Annotated in this window: 21 protein-coding genes; 11 read left to right on the forward strand and 10 right to left on the reverse strand. The window is 63.9% G+C overall.

From position 1 onward, the window contains the following. Positions 1 to 96 precede the first annotated feature (96 nt). Positions 97 to 546, forward strand: a complete 450-nt coding sequence (locus tag QFZ88_RS03485) for an Lrp/AsnC family transcriptional regulator (protein WP_024926242.1) — start codon at positions 97 to 99, stop codon at positions 544 to 546. Between the two features lie 2 nt (positions 547 to 548). Here the strand turns inward: QFZ88_RS03485 and QFZ88_RS03490 are convergent, their stop codons facing one another. Together QFZ88_RS03490 and QFZ88_RS03495 are read right to left on the reverse strand one after the other, a co-directional pair. Next, the gene (locus tag QFZ88_RS03490) at positions 549 to 1763 is read right to left on the reverse strand and encodes a cytochrome-c peroxidase (RefSeq protein WP_024926241.1); all 1215 of its coding nucleotides are present in this window, start codon (positions 1761 to 1763) and stop codon (positions 549 to 551) included. 7 nt (positions 1764 to 1770) lie between these two features. Further along, positions 1771 to 2220: a FixH family protein gene (locus QFZ88_RS03495; protein ID WP_024926240.1), complete on the reverse strand. Its 450-nt coding sequence runs from the start codon at positions 2218 to 2220 to the stop codon at positions 1771 to 1773. A gap of 152 nt (positions 2221 to 2372) precedes the next feature. On the opposite strand from QFZ88_RS03495, the gene QFZ88_RS03500 reads away from it, so the two are divergent. After that, positions 2373 to 3293: a sugar kinase gene (locus QFZ88_RS03500; RefSeq protein WP_024926239.1), complete on the forward strand. Its 921-nt coding sequence runs from the start codon at positions 2373 to 2375 to the stop codon at positions 3291 to 3293. 36 nt (positions 3294 to 3329) lie between these two features. Here QFZ88_RS03500 and QFZ88_RS03505 read toward each other — a convergent pair whose 3' ends face one another. The 3 genes from QFZ88_RS03505 to QFZ88_RS03515 form a co-directional block, all read right to left on the reverse strand. Beyond that, positions 3330 to 4346, reverse strand: coding sequence for an aldose epimerase family protein (locus QFZ88_RS03505; protein ID WP_024927293.1), 1017 nt, complete (start codon positions 4344 to 4346; stop codon positions 3330 to 3332). Positions 4347 to 4395: 49 nt separating this feature from the next. Further along, positions 4396 to 5853, reverse strand: coding sequence for an NAD-dependent succinate-semialdehyde dehydrogenase (locus QFZ88_RS03510; protein WP_024926873.1), 1458 nt, complete (start codon positions 5851 to 5853; stop codon positions 4396 to 4398). Between the two features lie 173 nt (positions 5854 to 6026). Next, entirely contained in the window at positions 6027 to 6977 is a 951-nt protein-coding gene (locus tag QFZ88_RS03515) for an AEC family transporter (RefSeq protein ID WP_024926872.1), read from the reverse strand. Between the two features lie 180 nt (positions 6978 to 7157). Between QFZ88_RS03515 and QFZ88_RS03520 the strand changes: the two genes are divergently transcribed. From QFZ88_RS03520 to QFZ88_RS03550, 7 genes are all read left to right on the forward strand, one after another. Then, positions 7158 to 7709 (forward strand): histidine phosphatase family protein, encoded by a 552-nt coding sequence (locus QFZ88_RS03520; protein ID WP_024926871.1) that lies wholly within the window; start codon positions 7158 to 7160, stop codon positions 7707 to 7709. A gap of 177 nt (positions 7710 to 7886) precedes the next feature. After that, the gene (locus QFZ88_RS03525) at positions 7887 to 8171 is read left to right on the forward strand and encodes an acyl carrier protein (RefSeq protein ID WP_024926870.1); all 285 of its coding nucleotides are present in this window, start codon (positions 7887 to 7889) and stop codon (positions 8169 to 8171) included. Between the two features lie 66 nt (positions 8172 to 8237). Beyond that, positions 8238 to 9425 (forward strand): beta-ketoacyl-ACP synthase, encoded by a 1188-nt coding sequence (locus tag QFZ88_RS03530; protein WP_024926869.1) that lies wholly within the window; start codon positions 8238 to 8240, stop codon positions 9423 to 9425. 71 nt (positions 9426 to 9496) lie between these two features. Further along, positions 9497 to 10768: a beta-ketoacyl-ACP synthase gene (locus tag QFZ88_RS03535; RefSeq protein ID WP_024926868.1), complete on the forward strand. Its 1272-nt coding sequence runs from the start codon at positions 9497 to 9499 to the stop codon at positions 10766 to 10768. Positions 10769 to 10947: 179 nt separating this feature from the next. Continuing rightward, complete coding sequence (locus tag QFZ88_RS03540; protein WP_024926867.1) at positions 10948 to 11976, forward strand: zinc-binding dehydrogenase; 1029 nt, start codon at positions 10948 to 10950, stop codon at positions 11974 to 11976. Beyond that, entirely contained in the window at positions 11976 to 12932 is a 957-nt protein-coding gene (locus QFZ88_RS03545) for a lipid A biosynthesis lauroyl acyltransferase (protein ID WP_024926866.1), read from the forward strand. The genes QFZ88_RS03540 and QFZ88_RS03545 overlap by 1 nt, the downstream gene beginning before the upstream one ends. Positions 12933 to 13123: 191 nt before the next feature. Next, positions 13124 to 13291 carry a hypothetical protein gene (locus tag QFZ88_RS03550; RefSeq protein WP_161773091.1) on the forward strand — a complete coding sequence of 56 codons (168 nt, stop codon included), beginning with the start codon at positions 13124 to 13126 and terminating at the stop codon, positions 13289 to 13291. A 57-nt stretch (positions 13292 to 13348) separates the two neighbouring features. On the opposite strand, the gene QFZ88_RS03555 is transcribed toward QFZ88_RS03550, so the two are convergent. From QFZ88_RS03555 to QFZ88_RS03570, 4 genes are all read right to left on the reverse strand, one after another. Further along, entirely contained in the window at positions 13349 to 14284 is a 936-nt protein-coding gene (locus QFZ88_RS03555; RefSeq protein ID WP_024926865.1) for a dimethyl sulfoxide reductase anchor subunit family protein, read from the reverse strand. A 3-nt stretch (positions 14285 to 14287) separates the two neighbouring features. Further along, a complete protein-coding gene (locus QFZ88_RS03560) occupies positions 14288 to 15055 on the reverse strand; it encodes a 4Fe-4S dicluster domain-containing protein (RefSeq protein ID WP_024926864.1) in 768 nt (255 codons plus the stop codon). Then, entirely contained in the window at positions 15052 to 17901 is a 2850-nt protein-coding gene (locus tag QFZ88_RS03565) for a molybdopterin oxidoreductase family protein (protein WP_024926863.1), read from the reverse strand. Before QFZ88_RS03565 ends, QFZ88_RS03560 begins: the two co-directional genes overlap by 4 nt. Before the next feature lie 209 nt (positions 17902 to 18110). Then, on the reverse strand, positions 18111 to 18542 hold the full coding sequence (locus tag QFZ88_RS03570; RefSeq protein ID WP_024926862.1) for a L,D-transpeptidase: 432 nt from the start codon (positions 18540 to 18542) through the stop codon (positions 18111 to 18113). Between the two features lie 237 nt (positions 18543 to 18779). On the opposite strand from QFZ88_RS03570, the gene QFZ88_RS03575 reads away from it, so the two are divergent. Continuing rightward, complete coding sequence (locus tag QFZ88_RS03575) at positions 18780 to 20057, forward strand: acetylornithine deacetylase/succinyl-diaminopimelate desuccinylase family protein (RefSeq protein WP_024926861.1); 1278 nt, start codon at positions 18780 to 18782, stop codon at positions 20055 to 20057. Here the strand turns inward: QFZ88_RS03575 and QFZ88_RS03580 are convergent. Further along, on the reverse strand, positions 20054 to 20563 hold the full coding sequence (locus QFZ88_RS03580; protein ID WP_024926860.1) for an OsmC family protein: 510 nt from the start codon (positions 20561 to 20563) through the stop codon (positions 20054 to 20056). The genes QFZ88_RS03575 and QFZ88_RS03580 overlap by 4 nt on opposite strands. A 170-nt stretch (positions 20564 to 20733) precedes the next feature. On the opposite strand from QFZ88_RS03580, the gene QFZ88_RS03585 reads away from it, so the two are divergent. Beyond that, a complete protein-coding gene (locus QFZ88_RS03585) occupies positions 20734 to 22212 on the forward strand; it encodes an ABC transporter substrate-binding protein (RefSeq protein WP_024926859.1) in 1479 nt (492 codons plus the stop codon). The last annotated feature ends 4 nt before the right edge of the window (positions 22213 to 22216 follow it).

A 22216-nucleotide genomic window follows, 5' to 3' on the forward strand; every position in this document is an offset into this window, starting at 1 on the left:
GAAGCCTCCCGCCATTCGATCCAAAGAACTCGCCAATGCAGGCCATTTGGTCTATGAAGAACAGAATAATACGCTGCGTGGGCTTCAAAACGGATCATGGAAGACCAACTGGACCGCCTCGACCGCAACATCCTGTCCGCCCTGGCCAGGAATGGCCGCCAGTCCATGTCGGAACTGGCTCTAAAGGTCGGCCTGTCGAAGACGCCGGTGCAGGCACGCGTCAAACGCCTGGAGAAGGATGGCTACATCCGCGGCTATTCGGCGATCATCGACCGCGAGCGCATGGGCGAAGGCCATGTCGCCTTCGTGCAGGTGAAATTGTCGGACACCCGCTCCAGCGCCCTCGACGCCTTCAACCGCTCGGTGCAGGGCGTGCCCGAGATCGAGCAGTGCCACATGATGGCGGCGAGCTTCGACTACCTGCTTAAAGTGCGCACACGCGACATCGCCGCCTACCGGCGCATTCTGGGCGAGCGCATCTCGTCGCTGCCGCATGTCGCGCAGACCTCGACTTTCGTGGCGATGGAAACGGTGAAGGACCGCTAGACCTATTCGCCCAGCGTCTTCAAAAACGCCACCAGCGCGGCGCGCTCGCGATCGGAAAGCTGCAGGGGATGCACTTCCGAGACACCCTCGACGCTCTGCTGCGCCTTGGTGTAGTGCGCGACGACATCGTCCAGCGAGCCGAACTGGCCGGCATGCATATAGGGCGGACGCCCGGCGACCGCCCGCAGCGACGGCGTCTTGTAGGCGCGGATCAGCTCGGGCTTGTCCTTGACGATGAACTTCAATTCGCCGCAGGCCTCCGCGCCGCCGTCGCGATAGCGGCCGAGGCAATTGAACGGGTCGGCCTCGACCTGGGCGACGGCGTTGATGCGGCCGCGGTCCGGCGGCAGGTCCCTGACCGGCGGCACGCCGGTGTTGTGGAAGCCGTGATCGGTGAACAGCGGGCCGTTATGGCAGGTCGAGCAGCTTGCCTTGCCGATAAACAGCTTCAGCCCCTGGATTTCCTCCGGCGAAAAGGCCGCGTCATCCTTCGGCTCGGCACCGGTCGCCAGCGCTATGGCGAAACGGTCGAAGCGTGTTTCCTTGGGCATGATCGAGCGTTCGAAGGCGGCAATCGCCTTGCCGATATTGGCAAAGACGCGGTCGACACCATCCTGATCGGCTGCGTTCATCGTCTTCCAGGCGGATTGGTCGGCCAGCGATCCCAACGGGCTGGCATTGGCCGGGACTTTCGAAAGGTCGGGCATCGGCCCGAAAATCCGTTCGTAGCGTTCACCGAAGCGCGCCTTGATATAGTGCGCATAGGATGCGCGATTACCCGCCTGCTCGAGCGGGTTCTCCAACGGCACCAGCGCCTGTGCCCACAGGCTGTCGCGCCGCCCGTCCCAGAACAGCCAGGAACTATAGGCAACACCGGCAAGCGGCATGGTGCGCCGGTTGGTGCGTGCCACGCCGACCGCTTGCGGCAGATCGTCCTGGAATTGCCGGTCGATCTTGTGGCAGGTCGAGCAGGCGACCGTGCCGTCGCGGCTCATCGAAAGATCGAAGAACAGCGTGGCACCCAAGGCTGCCGCTGCCGGATCGTCGGCGAAACGGTTGGTGGCGTCGGTTTTCAGCGGCGGCAACGCCGTCAAGGCCAGGCCGGCGATGGTCCGTTTCTCGGCCTCGGAGAATTGCGGCCTGCCGCAGGCCGCGACCAGGGCCGCCAGCGCAATGACGATGCCCAGACTGGAACCTAGACCGGACCAGCGTCTCATGAGCGGCTCACAGCACGATGTTGAACAGGACAGTATCCGAACCCGCAGGCGCTGTGATGGCGAAGCGCAATTGCCACCAGCCGCTCATCGAGAATTTCACGCCGGAAATCCGATAACGTCCCTCGCCCAGATAGTCCGTCGCGCGCGGGCTTGTCGGCAGGCCATGCGCATGCTGCGGCATGCCGCCGGAAACCTCGATGATCGCGCCTTCCACCGGCGTGCCGGCGGCGGTCTTCAATGTCAGCACCCAGTCGTGCAGTTCGCCCTGCTTCACCGTTCCGTTCTCCGGCGCGAAGGTGGCCACGAACAGGCCTTTCTCGCTGCCCTTGGTTTGCTGGGTTTCGGGCGCGGCTGGGGGCGCGGTGTTGGGCGCGGTCATGTAGACCACCGTCAACACGCCGAAGAGGACGGCGGCCAGCCCGACGCCAGCAACCAGATACCGCCAGAACGCTGCCAACTGTGCCCCACATCATCTCGGTGAACGTCCGGCACAGCGCCTAGCATCCCGCTGGGTTGTGGGAAAGTGCGGCGATGCCCGAATCCCGGACACCATGCCATGGCGTCGATCCTGTCGAACGGTTAGACGGAGGACAAGGGAGACAAACACTGATGTCAATGCAAGGTGTCGCCTCGATCGGCGAATGCATGCTGGAATTGTCTGGCCAGAGCGGGCCGGACTGGCGCCTGGGTTTCGCCGGCGACACCTTCAACACCTTGTGGGCGCTGGCGGCGCTGGCCAAGGATCGCCCCGCAACTTACGTCTCGGCCTTTGGCGACGACCCCTTCTCGCACCAGCAGATCGAATTTCTCGCCGAAAATGGCATCGGCATAGGCGCCAGTCCGGTTATTGCAGGCGCTCGGCCCGGCCTTTACGCCATCACGCTGGAAGGCGCCGAACGCTCCTTCACCTACTGGCGCGCCGATTCGGCGGCCCGGCAGCTCGCGTCGAATTCAGACGCCTTGGTCAAAAGCCTTGAAAGCCAGTCGCTTATCTACTTTTCCGGAATCACTTTGGCAATTCTGGACGAACGTGCTCGGGGCACGCTTCTGACCACCGTCGCCGCAGCGCGCGCGGCCGGCAGCCTGGTCGCCTTCGACCCCAACTACCGTCCGCGCCTGTGGCCGGATGTCGGCACAGCACAGAAAGCCATCGCTGCGGCACTGACGGTCACCGACATCGCGCTGCCGACCTTCCCCGACGAACAGATGCTCCATGGCGACCGGAGCCCGGAGGAAACGGCGACGAGGCTGGGCAGGACCGTATCCGAGATCGTCGTCAAGAATGGCGAGATGCCGGCATTGGTCGCCACCGGCGCCGACAGGGAGGAGATCCCGGCAATCCATGTCGCGAAGCCCGTCGACACGACCGGCGCGGGCGATTCCTTCAACGGCGGTTACCTGGCCGCACGCCTCGCCGGCCGGTCGCCGGCGGAAGCCGCCCGCAGCGCCCATCGCGTCGCCGCCGCCGTCGTCCAGGTGCGCGGTGCGCTGGCCCCGTTCGACATCCTGCGCAAGGCATTCGGGCAATAGGCCTGAACTTTTCCCTGAGGGCAGAAGCCCTCGCTCCTATCCCAGCCTGAACCGGTACTCGGTCAGCTGGTGATAGGTCTCGCCGGGCAAGAGGGTTGCCGACGGGAAATAGGAACGATTGGGTGCGTCGGGCCAAGTCTGCGCCTCCAAGCACAGGCCGGCAAAGCGCTTATAGCCGATACCGCCAAGCCCTGGTGCCGGCGGCGCGATATAGCCGCCGCCATAGAGCTGGAGACCAGGCTCGGTGGTCCAGACCTCCATCTCGACGCCGGACACGGCACCTTGCACCCAGGCGGCCTTGCGCAAGGGCCCGCGCGCTGAGGCCAGGCAGAAATTGTGATCGTAGACGAGCTGGTCGCCTGCTTCCGTGCGCAGGCTGCGCGCCTGCCGGAAATCGAAGGGCGTGCGGTCGACCGGCTGCACCACGCCCGTTGGGATCATCTCGGCGTCGACCGGCAGATAGGCGCCGGCCGGGATCATGACCCGGTGGTCGAGCACGTCGCCGGCACCGCCATCGTCGAGATTGAAGTAGGAATGCTGGCTGAGATTGCAGACGGTGGCCTCGTCGGCCGTGGCAGTCAGTTCCACGCTCAGCGTTCCGGGGATCTTCAGCCGATAGGTACAGGTGACATCGAGCGCGCCGGGAAAGCCCATCGATCCACCGGGATCGTGCAGCGAAAGCGTCACGAAATCATGCCCATGCAAAGCAACCGACCAGGCGCGGCCAGAATAGCCGCCCGATCCGCCATGCAGCGCATGTTTGCCGAGGAAGTTGCGGTCGGTCTGTTGCCGCTGGCCGGCCAGCGTGAAACGGCCGTCGCGGATGCGGTTGGCGAAGCGCCCGACCACGGCGCCGAAATAGCCAGTGTCGCGCTCATAGGCCTCGAACCGGTCGAAACCCAGCACCAGCGGCGCCTCGTGACCGGCAAGACGCAGGTCCTGGATGATGGCACCCAGATTGAGGATGTTGGCCGAAAGCCCACCGCCACGGATGGTGAAGCGGCGGATTTCCTCCGCCGCTTGCGTTGTTCCAAAGAGCTCGCCGTCCTTCATGCCGCTGTCGCGGGCCGGTGGCGCGTGGCCAGGCCGGCTCGCTGATCGATCAGAGGCCGAGGCCGCCGATGCAGACATATTTGGTATCGAGGTAGTCCTCGATGCCCTGATGTCCGCCTTCCTTGCCGAGGCCGGATTCCTTGACGCCGCCGAACGGCGCTTCCGGCGTGGTGATCAGCCCTTCATTGATGCCGACCATGCCGTATTTCAGCCCTTCCATGACCCGGAAGGCGCGGCCGAGATCGCCGGTGTAGAAATAGCAGGCCAGGCCGAACTCGGTATCGTTGGCGAGCCGCACGGCCTCTTCCTCGGTCTCGAACTTGAAGACGGGCGCGACCGGGCCGAAGATTTCTTCCTTCATGAACATCATGTCGGGCGTAGCGCCGCTGATCACGGTCGGCTCGAAGAACGAGCCGCCGAGTGCGTGCGGCTTGCCGCCGGTCTCGACCTTGCCGCCCTTGGCCTTGGCGTCGGCGACGAACTCCGCGGTCTTCAGCGCCGCCTTCTCGTCGATCAGCGGTCCCTGCTGCACGCCATCCTCGAGGCCGGAGCCTACTTTCAGCTTGGCGGTCGCGGCGGCCAGCCTCTCGACGAACGTGTCATGGATGCCGGCCTGCACGAAGAAGCGGTTGGTGCAGACGCAGGTCTGGCCCGAATTGCGGAACTTGGCGGTGATGGCGCCCTCGACCGCGCGGTCGAGATTGGCGTCATCGAAGACGATGAATGGCGCGTTGCCGCCGAGTTCCATCGACACCTTCTTGACCGTCTTGGCCGACTTCTCGATCAGCATCTTGCCGACCGGGGTCGAGCCGGTGAAGGTGATCTTCTTGACCAGCGGGTTGAAGCACAGCTCATCGCCGATCTCGCCGGCGGCACCGGTGACGATGTTGACCACGCCCTTCGGGAAGCCGACTTCTTCGGCAAGCGCGCCCCAGGCCAGCGCCGAATAAGGCGTCTGCGTGGCCGGCTTGACGACGGCCGTGCAGCCGGCGGCCAGCGCCGGGCCGAGCTTGCGGGCCAGCATCGAGGACGGGAAGTTCCACGGCGTGATGGCGGCGACGACGCCGACCGGCTCCTTGGTCACCATGATGCGACGGTCGGCCCACGGCGACGGCACCACGTCGCCATAGGTGCGGCGGCCTTCCTCGGCGAACCACAGCACATAGGCGGCCGACGAGCCGACTTCGCCGCGCGATTCGAACAGCGACTTGCCCTGCTCGGTGGTGAGCAGTTCGGCCAGCGCGTCCTGATTGTCCATGATGGCGTCGTGCAGCTTGCGCAACAGCTTCGAGCGCTCAAGCGCCGAGGTCTTGCGCCAGGTCAGGAAGGCGGTGTGGGCGGCCTCGATGGCGCGGCGCGTCTCGGCGGCGCCGGCCTTCGGCACCGTGCCGATCTTCAGGCCATTGGCCGGATTGGTGACGTCGATGGTCTGGCCGGAATCGGCCTGCACCCATTCGCCGTTGATGAGATTGGCCTGCCGCATGAAATGGCTGGTTTTCTGAAGCATGGTCTAGCCTCCCTTCGGCCGCTCACGGACCGGTCTTGAATGGGTCGATGGGTGTTTTCAGCGTCACTGCCGCAACTGGACCACCGCTCTTACTCCAGAGCCGGGCTTGCGATCAATCGCCATAGCTGAACCTAAGCACTGGGCCAGCACGAATCCAGCCCTGCAGCCCGGATCTAGCCGAAAACCTGCGCCGTGACCGCCAGCCAGAACGAGGTGGTGACAACGGCGCAGGCGGTGGCGAGCGTCATCTGGTTGGAGGCGAGCCCCTGGCCCGCGTTGAACTGGACGGCGATCAGGTAGGAATTGATGCCGGACGGCAGCGCCGCCACCAACACCGCCACCTTGGCGGTCAGCGGCGGCAGGCCAAGCAGCCAGACCAGCGCCAGGGTCAGTGCCGGCATCACGAACAGCTTGAGCACCGACAGCCCAAGCGACGGGCCGATATGGCCGGAAATGCCGAAGCGGTTCAATCCCAGCCCCATGGCGAACAAGGCAACCGGCGCCGCCGTGCCGCCCAGCGCCTCGGCCAGCCGCGAGACCAATCCGGGCAGCGGAACGCCGGTGACGCGCCAAGCGAGACCGGCGAGGATGCCGATGATCAGCGGATTGACCAGCAGCTTGTGCAGGAAGCGGCGCAATATCCGGAGCGGATGCGCGGCCTGGGCGTCGCCCCGCCCGAACATCTCGAACATGACGATCGAGGCCATCATCATGACCGGCAGATGCACCGCGACGATCAATGACAGCACCTCGAAGCCCTGCGGCCCGTAGATGCCGAGGATGAAGGGTGCGCCAAGCAGCACGACATTTGAGTAGGAAGCCGACACGCCGCCGACGATTCCGGTGCGCCGGTCGCGCCCGAACAGGCGGGTGGTGACCAGATGCCCAGCGGCCCAGGTCAGCGCCACGGCGGAAAAATAGGCGCCCCACAGCGACCAGGGCGCCGCGCCGTGGAAATCAGACTTGACCATGGTCTCGAACAGAAGCAGCGGCATCGCCACACCGACAGCGAATTCGGCGACGCCTTCGGCGCTCTGCGCCTTGAGATAGCCGGTCACGCCCGCGAGATAACCCAGCGCCACGAGCCCGAAGACGAACAGGACGGTTTCGGTAAGCGGCGACATGGTTTCCCTCGACGCCCGACTGATAGGGGAGCGACCCGGACGGCGCAACCGCCAGCCTGCCTACAGGCTTGGGACACCGTGCCACGCAGTCGGCGAACGACCCCGGCCTTGCCTTCCCGGTGCCTTTGCCGTCCCTATATGGAAAAGACCGGCGTCGATGGGACGGCGGAAAGGTCCGCCATGTTTCGTCTTGCCCTCGCCCTCCTCCTTGCCTTTGTGCCAGCCGTCGCCCACGCGACCGATGCCGGATGGGCGCTGCTCAGGGCTGGCGGCCATGTCGTGCTGCTGCGCCACGCCATGGTCACCGGCAGTGGCGATCCAGCCGGCTTCGACATCGACGCATGCGCGACGCAACAGAAACTGTCCGAGCGCGGCAAGCAGCAGGCGCGCAAGATCGGTGCGCTGTTCGCGGCCCGCGCCGCGCCCATCGATCGGATATTGTCCAGCCGCTATTGCCGTGCACTCGACACCGCCGGCATCGCCTTCGAGGACAACAAGACGGAGAAGTTCGAGCCGCTCGATCTCTTGTCCAAGGATGCGGCGGCAGCGGCTGCGCAGAACGAAGCCGTCGTCAAACAGGTCGCCGGCTTCTCGGGCGACGGCAACCTCGTCATGGTCACCCACCTGGAAAACATCCAGGCGCTGACTGGGGCCGGTGCCCGCGAAGGCGAAGCGGTGATCGTGAGCGTCGACGGCGACAAGCTGCGCGTACTCGGCCGCATCATCTTCTAGACCCGTGTCGGGCCGGACGATCAGCTTCCTTCGTCGTCAAATGGCTGTATCTGTCGGTAGATGCCGGTGCGCAGACCATGCAAAGCCGCGTTTTCGGCTTTCCCTGTACAAGAAAACCGATTAGACAGCGCCGAGCCACCTGCGGACCGCATCCGCCCGCAATCGAAGGAAGATCCCTTGTCCACCACGTTCGAAAAAGTCGCAAAGATCATCGCCGACACCAGCGAAATCGACATCGACACGATCACGCCCGAGAGCCACACCATTGATGATCTGGGCATCGACAGCCTCGATTTCCTCGACATCGTCTTCGCGATCGACAAGGAATTCGGCATCAAGGTGCCTCTCGAAAAGTGGACGCAGGAAGTCAACGACGGCAAGGCCTCGACCGACGAATATTTCGTCATGAAGAACCTCTGCGCCAAGATCGACGCACTGGTCGCCGCCAAGAACGCCGCCTGATCGAACAGGCATGGCCATCCGCCGGCCGCCCTTGACGGGCGGCGCGCGCTGACCCAAAAACCGCCCATGACATCCCATGACGTCGTCATCACCGGCATCGGCCTCGTTTCCTCTTTGGGGGAAGGCCCGAACGCGCATTGGCAAAAGCTGACGACAGCGGGCGCCAAGCCCGTGCTCGATTCGGAACGCTTCGCGCCCTACACCGTCCACCCCCTGCCCGAGATCGACTGGAATCTGCAGATCGCCAAGCGCGGCGACCAGCGCCAGATGGAAACCTGGCAGCGGCTGGGCACCTATGTGGCGGGGCTGGCGCTCGACGATGCCGGCATCAAGACCGACGAGGCGCTGTGCGCCACCATGGACATGGTCGTTGCCGCCGGCGGTGGCGAGCGTGACGTGGCGGTCGACAACGCTATCCTGGCCGCATCCGAAAACCGGCCCGACTTCGATGTCCTGCTCAACGAGAAGCTGACCACGGAGCTGAGACCGACGCTGTTTCTGGCGCAGCTTTCCAATCTGCTCGCTGGCAATATCTCGATCGTGCACAAGGTGACCGGTTCCTCGCGCACCTTCATGGGCGAGGAAGGTGCCGGCGTCGCCGCGGTCGAAACCGCCGCCGCACGCATCCGCTCCGGCCAGTCCACGCATATGCTGGTGGGCGGCGCCTTCCAGACCGAACATCCCGACATGCTTCTGGGCTACGAGCTCGGCGCCTACCTGCACAGGGGAGCCTGGAAGCCCGTCTGGCAACGCGACGCTTCGGAAGGCGGCGGCGTCGTCTCCGGTTCCGGCGGCGCTTTCCTCGTTTTGGAAAGCCGCGAACATGCCGAAAAGCGTGGTGGCCGCATCTACGCCGAACTCGGCCCGGTCCAGTCCGGTCGCGCGCGCCGCAAGCGCGGCGAACTAAGCGCCGGTATTGAGGCACTGCTTGGCACCGCAAACCTGCCAGCCGGCCCGCTTCTGGCGTTGTCGGGTGCCTCGGGTGGCCGCGCGGCCACGACCGCCGAGAAGGCCGCATTCGACGCCCGCGCCAATCTTGCCGTGCGCGGCTTCGGCACGCTAACCGGCCACATGAAGGAAGCGCAGTTCCCCTTCGCCGTGGCGTTGGCCGCACTTGCCATCCACAACAAGGCGCCCTACCCGACCTTCGACGCGGCATCCGAGCGCAATTTCGACGGAATTCCCGAGCAGGTACTGGCAACAGCGGTCGGCTATCACCAATTCGAGGGACTGGCGCTGGTCAGCGCCGCTTAAGCGGCACCTGCTGGCCGCATGGCGGCGGGGTTGGATCGCGGCGCAAGGCGAAAACGGTCGAGGATTGAGGCATGGCGAAGCTGAAAGATCATCTGGGCAGGCCGGTTGTTGCCGTTACCGGCATCGGCGTGGTCACGTCGCTCGGCATCGGCAAGGCCGATAACTGGGCGGCCCTGACCGCCGGCAAGTCCGGCATCCACCCCATCACCCGCTTCCCCGTCGACCAGCTCAACACCCGCGTCTCCGGCATGGTCGATTTCCTGCCGTCGAGCAGCAAGGGCGCCAGCGCACTGACCTATGAGCTGGCCGAAACGGCTGCGCGCGAGGCCGTCGCCGAGGCCGGCATCGACGCCGAGAATTTCGGCGGCCCGCTCTTCCTCGCCTCGCCGCCGGTCGAGCTCGACTGGCATGACAGGCTGGCGCTCTACAAGGGCGGCGATCGGGAAAATGCCTCCGATCGCATCCTGGAAGTTGCGCGCGGACTGAATTCCTCTGACATGTTCGATTCCGCGCAGTTCGGCACCATTGCCGATCGCCTGGCCGACGCTTTCGGCACGACCGGCCTGCCAATCACGCTCTCCACCGCCTGCGCTTCGGGCGCCACCGCCATCCAGCTCGGCGTCGAGGCGATCCGCCGCGGCGAATGCGAACGTGCGCTCTCAATCGGCGCCGACGGCTCGGCCACCGCCGAGGCGCTGATCCGCTTCTCGCTGCTTTCGGCGCTGTCCACTTCCAACGACGTGCCGGAAAAGACCTCGAAGCCCTTCTCGAAGGATCGTGACGGCTTCGTGCTCGCCGAAGGTTCGGCTGCGCTCGTGCTGGAATCGCTGGAAAGCGCGCTGGCGCGCGGTGCTACCGTGCTCGGAATCCTGCGCGGCTGCGGCGAAAAGGCCGACGACTTCCACCGCACCCGCTCCAAGCCGGACGGTTCGCCGGCCATCGCGGCGGTCAAGGCAGCGCTTGCCGACGCCGGCCTTTCCGAGGACGAGATCGACTACATCAACGCGCACGGCACCTCGACGCCGGAAAACGACAAGATGGAACATATGTCGCTGTCCACTGTCTTCGGCGAGCGCATTAGCCAGATCCCGATCTCGTCCAACAAGTCGATGATCGGCCACACGCTGTCGGCAGCGGGCGCCATCGAAGCAGCCTTCTCGCTGATGACCATGCGCGAAGGCGTCATTCCGCCGACCATCAACTATGACAACCCCGACCCCGCGATCGCGCTGGACGTGGTGCCGAACAGGAAGCGCGAGGCCAAGGTCGGCACGGTTCTGTCCAATTCCTTCGGCTTCGGCGGCCAGAACACTTGCCTTGTCATGGCGCGGGAACCTGTTTAAGGCAGCGCTCTGGGGCGCTACGGCGCAGACAAGAAGGGAATAGGGAATAAGGCCGTAGGGCGACGAGCAGCGAATTGCGGCTTGATTCCTGCTATTTCGCCTGAACCTATTGCCTTGCAGCCCTATTCCCTTATTGCCCTGTTTTCCTCTTTCGAAAACATAACTGGACGCAAGACCATATGCGCGCACTGCAACTCATCGAGGATCGGCGGCTCGAAATCGTCGATATCGCTCCGCCGCCGCCGCCTGCTCTTGGCGAAGTGACGCTGCGCATCAAGGCCGTGGCGCTGAACCACATCGACGTATGGGGCTGGCGCGGCATGGCCTTTGCCAAGCGCAAGCTGCCGCTCACCGTCGGCGCGGAGGCCTCCGGCGAGGTCGAGGCGGTCGGCCCCGGCGTCTCGAACCTGGTTCCCGGCCAGCTCGTCTCGATCTATGGCGCGCGCACCTGCGGGCTGTGCCGCGCCTGCCGCGAGAAGCGCGACAATCTGTGCGAGCATGTCGGCGGCGTGCACGGTTTCCATCTCGACGGCTTCGCGCAGGAGAAGATCAACCTTCCCGCCCGCCTGCTGGTGCCCGCCCCTCCTGGCGTCGACGCTATCGGTGCGGCCGTCGCGCCGGTCACCTTCGGCACGGTTGAGCATATGCTGTTCGACAACGCTAAGCTGGAACCGGGTGAAACGATCCTTGTCCATGCCGGCGGCTCCGGCATCGGCTCGGCCGCGATCCAGCTTGCCAAGAAGATCGGCTGCACCGTCATCACCACCGTCGGTTCCAACGACAAGATCGAGAAGGCCAAGGCGCTCGGCGCCGACCACGTCATCAACTACCGCGAGGATCGCTTCGAGGGCGCGGTGCGCAAGATCACCAAGAAGAAGGGCGTCGACGTCGTCTTCGAACATGTCGGCAAGGACACCTGGGCCGGCTCGATGTTCTCCCTCAAGCGCGGCGGCCGCCTCGTCACCTGCGGCTCGACCTCCGGCGTCTCCACCGAGATTAACCTGATGATGCTTTTCCAGCAGCAATTGAAGCTGCTCGGCTCCTTCGGCTGCCGCATGGAGAACATGGCCAATGCGATGCAAAAGATGGCCGCCGGCCTCGTTGCCCCGGTCATCGACACCGAGGTCGATTTCAGCGGCATCGACGCGGCGTTGAAGCGCATGGAAGGCCGCGACGTCTTCGGCAAAATCATCCTGCGCGTGGGCTGATGGCCGGCACGCGGGAACCGATGCTGCGCCCGCTCGTCTATAAGACGTTGCGCGGCCTGAAAGTCGCGGAATATTGGCTCACCGCGCGTGTCGCCATGGCGCTCCTGGCGATCCTGCGCTTGCTGCCGCCCGACCGCGCGCTTTCCTTCATCGACCGCGTAACGCGCAAGATAGGTCCGATGGTTGGCCGCCATCGTGTGGCGATCGCCAACATCAAGGAAGCCTACCCGGACAAGAGCGAGGCCGAGATCGAAAAGATCGCCTCCGACATGTGGGGCAATATGGGGCGCCTGGCCGGGGAATATGTCTTCCTCGGCCAACTCTTCGACTACGACCCCGATGCCGAGACGCCGGGCCGCGTCGAGGTCATCGGCAAGGAACTGTTCCTGAAAATTCGCGACGAGAAGAAGCCGCACATCTTCTTCACCGCGCATATGGGCAATTTCGAGTTGCTGCCGGTGGCCGCCGCCACCTTCGACCTTTCGGTCTCGGCGTTGTTTCGCGCCCCGAACAATCCCTATCTCGCCGAATACATCTTCAAGACGCGCGCGGCGACGATGGGCGAACTGCTCGCGTCGAAGAACGGCGTGTCTTTCGCCATGGCGCAGGTTCTGGAGCGCGGCAGTAATGTCGGCGCGCTGGTCGACCAGAAGTTCACCAACGGGGTGCTTTCCACCTTCTTCGGCAGGCAGTGCCAGACCAGCCCGCTGGTGCCGAAGCTGGCGCGGCAGTTCGAGTGCGATGTCTATCCCGTTTTTTCCGTGCGCCTGCCCGGCAACAGGTTCCGGCTCACCCTTTGCGACAAGCTCGATTTGCCGCGCAACGCAGCAGGCCAACTGGACGTCGCCGCGACAGTGCAATTGATGAATGACACGGTTGAAGGTTGGGTGCGCGACGATCCCGGCCAGTGGATGTGGTTCCACAAGCGCTGGCAGATCAGGGGCCGCACCCGCTAGAGCGCCGCGTGTCCGTTCGGACGTGCAAAGGACGCTCCAGCACTTTGATTTGGTGCAATCCGCCTTGCCATCGCTGTGGTCGCACGAAATTGATCCGCGCTACGTGCGAGATCGTGAAAATGCACAACTTCCGCCGCACTTGATCGTTAACTTTTTTGCCGGACAGTGACGTCGTGGCAGGGTTGTGGGCGATGACGGACGAACAGATCAGACAGAAGGGCGTTGCCTTGTGGACGCCGTGGGGCGGCCAGCAGCCGGCGAAACCGGGTGAAAAGTTCGCGGCACTCAGGCGATTGGCGAAGCGGCTGCGCAACGTGCGCAAGAAAAAGGCGGCCAAGCCGGCTATCGCCGGCAACTGACCCGACCGACCCGCTTCGATTGCGGATCGAGAACGCGATCAGTCGCGTCGAAAATTCTTACCCACCGTAATAATTCATCACCGCGTGGCGCGCTTCGGCAAAGAACAGCCAGCGTTCGACAAACATGCCGACGACGTGGGAAAGCGCCGCGACCGCCAGGGTTAAGGTCGCGGCCAAACCCGCGTTTGCGCCAGCCATCAGCGCGGCCAGCACCAGGAAGATCAGCCCTCCAGGCAATAGCCCGCCGAGCAACAGCGCCAGCCTGCGCAGTTTTTCAGCATGCTTGCGCGCGACGCGGAAACCCATTTCGTTGGTCAGGTAGTTTTCGGTGACATGCGGCCGCTCAAACAGCCGCACGCGGCCGATGGCGCCGAGCCCCGTGGCGCTTTCCGGTGTCGACAATGGCACCAGGCCGTCGAGATTGCGCAGCCAGGCGATCTTCACCGCCCAGGCCGCGATGAGGAAAACCAGCGCCGGCAACAACAGCGGAATGCCGCCGCGACCACCAGCAGTCGCGAACATCGCGCCGAGCAGCGACCCGCCAGCCAGCGAAAACAGCAGATAACAGGCCGGCGTCAGCCGCGTATGCCAGGCTTGCACCGATTTCAGGCACGCATAGATCATCGACGTGCAGAAGACAGTGGCGAGCGACAGCACGGTTGCGGCAATCCCAAAGGGCGCCGAATAGCGTCCGTAGACGACCGAGAGCCAGGCCGACACGATAAGCGGCACGAAGGTCAGCAACGACAGCACGCCCTCCCGCGACAGCCAGCTCGACCGCCATTGCGAAAGCGCCCGCCAGGCACGTTGCGGGTTGCCGAGATGCAGGGTCGACGACAAGAGCCCGCCTGCGATCAGCGCCAGCGCCGTCATGTAGGCGAGCTTGGTGGCGACCGCCGCAGGGTCGAGCAGGCCAAGCCCCAGCACCGCCGCCAGCCCGTAGCCGAGCCCGGAAAGCGTTGTGAAAACGATGATGGAAAAGGCCGGATGCATGGATCAGATACGGTCCAGCATGCCGTCGAGCCAGGCGAAAAAGCCGGTGGCGCCGCTTGTGTCTTCGGCCTTCCCCACCAGACCCGCGCTCGCCGCCAGCGGCGTCCGCGCCCGTGGCGGCAGGTATTTGTTTGTCGGGCGCGTCCCCTGCTCCGGCATCAGGTCGATGCCGCCACGTTGCGCCACCATGATCGAGACCGCGGAAGATGGGTCCGCGAGATCGCCGAAATGGCGGGCGTTGGCGGGACAAGTACGCACGCAGGCCGGCTGCCGGTCCACCTCTTCCAGCGTTTCGTTGTAGATGCGGTCGATGCACAGCGTGCACTTCTTCATCACCCCGGCAGCAAGGTCCATTTCACGCGCGCCATAGGGGCACGACCAGGCGCAGAGGCCGCAGCCGATGCATTTGTCCTCATCGACCAGCACGATGCCGTCTTCGGCACGCTTGTAGGAAGCGCCCGTCGGGCAGACGGTAACGCAGGGTGCGTCCTCGCAATGCAGGCAGGATTTGGGGAAATGCACGATGCGCGCTTCACCCGCCTCGCCGACGATCTGGCCGCCCTCCGGCATTACCTCGAAGGAGTGGACGCGGTTCAGCCAGGCACCGGAAACATCGACACCATAGGGGTTTTGATCGGACAGCGCGGCGCCATAACCGCCGGTATTCCATTCCTTGCAGTTGACGACGCAGGCATGGCAGCCGACGCAGACGTCGAGATCGATGACGAGGCCGAGTTTTTTAGGCGTGGGCAACGCAGGCAGGCTGGTCATGATGCCCACTCCTGTCCGTAGCGCAATTCGGTGGGATGCGCTCGCGCTTTACCCGGTTCGGCGAGTGTCGAGAAATGCGGCTCGCTCACCGCGCCCTTGTCGGCCTTTTCGATACGAACCCTGAGGTCATACCAGGCAGCCTGGCCAGTGATCGGATCGGAATTCGACCATCGCCGGCCGTCTTCCCGCGATGGGAGAAGTTCGTGGATCAAGTGATTCATCAGGAAGCCCTTTTGTGCTTCCGGCGCATCGCGATTCAGCCCCCAGGCGCCTTCCCGCTTGCCGATGGCGTTCCACGTCCACACTGTCGAAGAATTGACTGCCTCCATGCGCTGGACCGGCACTTTGATGCGGCTGTGATGCGAGATCAGCCATACCCAGTCGCCGTCGGCGAGCTCCAGCCGGTCGCAGATCGGCCCCGGTACATAAAGCGCGTTCGACGTGTGGATCTGCCTCAACCAGGCATTCATCGAGCCCCAGGAATGATACATCGCCGCCGGGCGCTGGGTGATGGCGTGCAAGGGAAACTCTCCTCTGTCGACCATCGCCTCGCCGAACGGCCGGTACCAGTCAGGCAGCGGATCGAAGCTTGCGAGGATGCGCTCGCGGTGCGTTTCAGGCGCGATTGGTTCGCGCAGCCCCTGCGCCGACAAGCGGAATTTCTGCAGCGATTCCTGGTAGAGCTGGAAGGTGACGGGCTGCGGCGTGTCGAAGAAGCCCATACGCACGGCGAAGTCCTGATAGGCCTGGTTGGCGTGTTTGAAGAACTGCGCCTCCAGCGGGATATGCGCCGAAAAGAACGAACCGTTGTCGATATAGCGTTGTAATTGCTCGGCATTGGCGGCGCCGCGCCCGGCGCGATCGCCGTTGAGACCGCGAAACCCGGCCAGAGGGCCGATGCCCGGCCGGCGTTCGTGGCGAACGATGTAGTCAGCGTAATCCTTGTACAACGGCTTGCCGTGGTTGTCGGCGAAACCGGGCAATCTGAGGCGCGCGCCGAGATCGATCAGCACGCTCTGGAAGCCGCGCACGTCGCGGTCCGGCTCGACCACCGGCCAGCGGATGGCATCCTGCACGGCATCCGGCTCCGAGATCGGCCGGTCGAGCAGCGAAATGCAGTCATGCCGTTCGAGATAGGTGGTATCGGGCAGGACGAGGTCGGCATAGGCGACCATTTCGGAGGCATAGGCGTCCGAATAGATGATCTTCGGGATCTTGTATTCGCCAGTCTCCGTGTCCTTGTCCTCAAGCATGCGGATGACGCCCGCGGTGTTCATCGACGAGTTCCAGGCCATGTTGGCCATGTAGAGGAACAACACGTCGATCGGATACGGATCGCCGGCATGGGCGTTGGCGATGACCATATGCATCAACCCGTGCACCGAAAGCGGCGCATCCCAAGAAAACGCCTTGTCGATACGGGTCGGCTTACCCTCGGCATCGATCAAAAGATCTTCCGGCCCGCGCGGAAAGCCTAGATGCGGCCCTGACAGCGGCTTGTTGGAGCCGAAATGCTCGGCCCGTCCATGCGGCGTCGGATGCGCCGTCACGGGCTTGGGATAAGGCGGCTCGAAGCGGAACCCGCCCGGGCAATCGACCGCGCCGATCAGCACCTGCAGCATATGCAGCGCCCGCGCCGTCTGGAAGCCGTTGGAATGCGCCGAAATCCCGCGCATGGCATGGAATGACACCGGCCGCCCGACAAAGGCTTCATGGCGTTGGCCGTTGATGTCGGTCCACGGTTGTTCGATCGTTATCGTCTCGTCGAAGGCCACGCGGCCGATCTCCGCCGCCAGCCCGCGAATGGTCTCGACCGCGACGCCGGTTTCCCCGGCCACGGCTTCCGGCGCGTATTTCGGGTCCAGGTATTTTTCGGCGAGCAACTGGAAGGACGGTACCGCGAAACGACCATCGGCCAGTTGCACGCGGCCGGAAAGCGCTGCCCTTGCCCCCCTGGCGCCTGCCGCAACGACCTGTTCCGTCACGCTTTCGAAGACGAGCGGCTTGCCCTCGCCATCCCGCGCGAACAGGCCGTGCTCGGCGGTGCCCGGGGCGTCGATCACCAGCCAGGTGGCATTGGAATAGCGCACCAGATAGTCGACATCGATGCGGCGCGCCTTCAGGAGCTCATGCACGATGGCCAGGATCAACAGGCCGTCAGTGCCGGGCCGCACGCCGATCCAGTTGTCGGCTACCGCCGAGTAGCCGGTGCGCACCGGGTTGACCGAGACGAAACGGGCACCATTCCGCTTCAGTTTGGCGATGCCCATCTTGATCGGGTTGGAATCGTGATCCTCCGCCACCCCGAACAAAACGAACAGCTTCGTCCGCTCCCAGTCCGGCTGGCCGAACTCCCAGAAGGCGCCGCCAATGGTCATGATGCCGGCGGCGGCCATGTTGACCGAGCAGAAACCGCCATGGGCGGCATAGTTCGGCGTGCCGAACTGCTGCGCCCAAAAGCCGGTCAGGGATTGCGACTGGTCGCGCCCGGTGAAGAAGGCGAGCTTCTTCGGATCGTCGCGGCGCACGTTGTCCAGCCAGCCGGTGGCGATCGCCAGCGCCTCGTCCCAGCCAATCTCCTGGAATTTGCCGGAACCGCGCGGCCCCACCCGCTTCAGCGGCGCCCGCAGACGCGCTGGCGCATAGTGCTGCATGATGCCGGCCGAACCCTTGGCGCACAGAACGCCCTTGTTGACCGGATGGTCGCGATTGCCCTCGATGTAGCGGATCTTGCCGTCCTTGATGTGCACGTTGATGCCGCAGCGGCACGCGCACATGTAGCAGGTCGTCTTGCGGACCTCGTCAGCGACGGGTTCGGACAGAGCCACATACGGCTTGGGACTCATCGATAGCTCCTCACACCGAAGTACTATCGAGGGCATCGAAGAAAGGAAATGCGTGAAACCGGCGGTTATGGATGTTTCATTATTCAAATGATGCCGGATGCGAGCAAACGGCACTAAGAATCGTAGCGATCGCGCAAAACCTCCGCCGATGAAGCCGGCACGAGAAGGCCGGCCTGATCGCCGGCCTGTCTGACTTTATCGATGCCAGTTTAGTTCGTCACCACGATGCGTGTGCCGCTCATGCCGACTTCCTTGACCAGCGCGTAGAATGTGGCGGCGTTGGCCGTAGAGAGCCGCACGCAACCATGCGACGCCGGCCGTCCGAGTTGACGGACCGCATTGGTGCCGTGCACGGCAAAGCCGCCATTGTAGAAGACGGACCATGGCATCGGCGAATTGTCGTATTTCTGCGAATACCACATCCGGTGCAAACGCTTCGGCCGCCAGCTTCCGCTCGGCGTGACGTAACCCTTGCGCGCCGTCGAAACGCTCCAGCGATAGAGCACCTCGCCGTAACGACTGACGGTCATCGTCTGTGTAGAAATGTTGATCCTGGCGACGAGACTGTCTGCCTTCGCTTCCGACAGCACCCCAAGCAGTGCCATCGCAAAAATCCCGCCCAGTAAAACGGACCTTTTCATGAGCATACTTCCCCTTGCTTGCTCCTGTGTCTCCGCGTGCCTGCCGCTTCACACTATCTTTCAAATGTTAAAAGAACAGTGAGCCAGCTTACACAAAGGCTATTGATCTTCCGCCAATCGCGAACGTGTGAACGCCCAGCGTTTCTTCCCACGGCTGCAGCTGCGCCACGTGCTGACGCTGTTTGGCTCAATCGCTAGGCTTGCAAGGTGACGTCTTTCCCTGCTCAACTTCGCCCAATGACCGACCGACTCTTGCATGGCATCGATGCACGCACCGACGACCTCGTCGCGCTGACCGCTGACCTGATCCGCTTCCCGACGGTCAACCCACCCGGCGAAGCCTACCGGCCATGCGCGGAATACATCGCCGAGCGCCTGAAGAAACGCGGCTTCGAGACGGAACTGGTCCGTGGCGAAGGCACGCCCGGCGACAACGACCGCTATCCGCGTGTCAATGTCGTTGCCCGCTTCGATGGGCGCACGCCGGGACCGACCGTGCATTTCAACTCCCACATCGACGTGGTCGAGGCCGGCGAAGGCTGGACCGTCGATCCCTTTGCCGGTGTGGTGAAGGATGGCCGGGTCTATGGCCGCGGCGCCTGCGACATGAAGGGCGGCCTCGCCGCCTCCATCATCGCCGTTGAAGCCTTCATGGATGCCTATCCTGACTTTCCCGGCGCGATCGAGATATCGGGCACGGTGGACGAGGAATCGGGCGGCTTCGGCGGCGTCGCCTATCTGGCCAGCAAGGGTTATTTCTCAAAGCCGAAGGTCGATCACGTCATCATTCCAGAACCGTTGAACAAGGACCGCATCTGCCTCGGCCATCGCGGCGTATGGTGGGCGGAGATCGAGACGCTGGGCGAAATCGCCCATGGCTCGATGCCGTTCCTCGGTGACAATGCGGTTCGCCACATGGGCGCGGTCCTGGCGGCCTTCGAGGCGGACCTGTTCCCGGCGCTGGACAAGAAGCAGACGTCGATGCCGGTGGTGCCGGAGGGCGCGCGCCGCTCCACCATGAACATCAATTCCATCCATGGCGGCCAGACCGAGGACTTCAGGCCGGGCCTGCCCTCGCCCAACGTGCCGGATTCGTGCCGCCTCACCATCGACCGCCGCTTCCTGCTGGAAGAAAGGATCGATGAAGTGAAGCGCGAGGTGACCGACATCCTCGACCGCTTGAAGCGCGAGCGCGCCAGGTTCGATTACCGCATCCGCGACGTCATGGAGGTCCAGCCGACCATGACCGAGCGCGACGCGCCGGTGGTCAAGGCCGTGGCCGAAGGCATCATGCAGGTGTTCGAGCGCGAGCCCGCTTATGTGATCTCGCCCGGCACCTATGACCAGAAACACGTTGCCCGCATTGGCCATCTGTTCGATTGCATTGCCTACGGGCCCGGCATTCTCGATCTCGCCCATCGGCCGGACGAATGGGTCGGCATCGACGACATGGTCCAGTCGGCCAAGGTGATGGCAATCGGCTTGAACGTGTTGCTGCGCGGCGGGGCCCGCTAGACCCTGTGTGCCGTTACCGACAGATCGGGCCGCTGGTTGATCGTCTGCAACACCACGCAGTAGCGCTCGGTGAGTTTCACAAGCGAATCGATCCGCTCCTGTGGTTCGTCCGTCTGCAACTGGAACCCCAACCTCACCGCCCGGAAGCCGACCGGCGTATCCCTGGCAACGCCCAGCGTGCCGCGAAAATCGAGATCGCCCTCGGCCGTGATCGCCGCCGCCGCCAGCTGGAACTCGAGCGCGGTTGCGACCGCCTTCAGCGTGACGCCCGCGCAGGCGACGAGCGCTTCCAGCAGCATGTCGCCGGAGCACAGCTCCAATCCACTGCCGCCGGTTGCCGGATGAAGCCCGGCTATCGCCAAGGCACGGCCGGTCTCGACCTTGCAGGCGATCGACTGGTCGTCGATCGAGCCTTTGGCGCGCAAAGTGATGAGCGCCTTCTCGGGTGTCTCGCGATAGGCCTCCTTGAGCGGGGCCTGGAGATTCTTGAGCATTGCGGCATCCATCGTCTCACTCCCTGCGCGCCATCCCGGCACCGCCCGAACAGAGCTGCCGGATGGAGCCGATACATTGGCATAAGATTTCCCCATCAGCATCATCGGGGAAAACAAATGCGATTTACTAGAACGGGATTTCACGCTTCTATCCCGCCGGGCTAACATTGAGGGAGTTTGAGATGAGGCACTGGAAGACCATTCTGGCCGCGGCTGCTGTCGCGCTGGCCTCTAGCACCGCGGCGATGGCCGCCCGCACCGATCTGGTGCTCGGCATGGTGCTTGAGCCGCCGCATCTCGACCCGACGGCGGGAGCCGCCGCAGCCATCCGCGAAGTCACCTACGCCAACATCTTCGAGGGCCTGACCCGCATCGGCCCCAATGGCGAAGTGCTGCCGGACCTCGCAGAAAGCTGGACGATTTCGGATGACGGCAAGGTCTATACGTTCAAGCTACACAAGGGCGTGAAGTTCCACGACGGCACCGATTTCGATGCCTCGGACGTCAAGTTCTCGCTGGACCGCGCCCGTGCCGAAAATTCCCAGAACGCGCAAAAACAGCTTTTCGCCGCCATCGACACCGTCGAGGTCGTCGACCCGACGACGGTGAAGGTGACGCTGAAGCAGCCGCAGGGTTCCTTCCTCTACAATATGGGCTGGGGCGACGCGGTGATCGTGGCGCCAGAAAGCGCCGACACCAACAAGGAAAAGCCGATCGGCACCGGCCCCTTCAAATTCCAGAACTGGGTGAAGGGCTCCTCGTTGACGCTCGTGAAAACCGACAATTACTGGGGCGAGCCGGTTCATCTCGACAAGGCCGAATTCCGCTTCATTCCCGATGCCGCGGCGGCCGTGGCGGCGATGCTGTCCGGCGACGTGCAGGCATTCCCGTTCTTTTCACCGGATGCCGTTCCCCAGGTTAAGGATGCGCCCAACCTCAAGGTCGTGGTCGGTGCCACCGAGGGCGAGACCATCCTGGCCATGAACAACAAGAAGTCGCCGCTCGACCAGTTGAAGGTGCGCCAGGCCGTGTCCTACGCGCTCGACCGCAAGGCGATCATCGACGGCGCCTCGGCCGGTCTCGGCGTACCGATCGGCTCGCACATGTCGCCGTCCAACAAAGACTATGTCGACCTGACCGGCGTGTACCCGCACGATCCGGCCAAGGCCAAGGCGCTGTTGAAGGAAGCCGGACTGGAGAACGGCTTCAAGGCGACGCTGAAATTGCCGCCGCCCGACTATGCGCGTCTCGGCGGCGAGATCGTCGCGTCGGAATTGCGCGAGATCGGCATCGACCTCGAGATCATCCCGGTCGAATGGGCGCAATGGCTGGATCAGGTGTTCACCAAGAAGGACTACGATTTCACCATCGTGTCCCATACCGAGCCGAACGACATCGATATCTATTCGCGCAAGGACTACTACTTCAACTACCACAACCCCGAGTTCAACAAGGTCATCGACGAGTTGAACCTCACCGCAGACGAAGCCAAGCGCAAGGAATTGCTGGGCAAGGCGCAGAAGATCCTCGCCGACGATGCCGTGGTCGGCTTCATGTTCGAATTGCCCAAGGTGGGTGTCTGGGACTCCAAGCTGGAAGGCCTGTGGCAGAACCAGCCGGTGCCGGCCAACGACCTCACCAAGGTGAAGTGGGCGGATTGATGAA

It is taken from the genome of Mesorhizobium sp. YL-MeA3-2017 (assembly GCF_030814575.1).
Taxonomy (GTDB): Bacteria; Pseudomonadota; Alphaproteobacteria; order Rhizobiales; family Rhizobiaceae; genus Mesorhizobium; species Mesorhizobium terrae.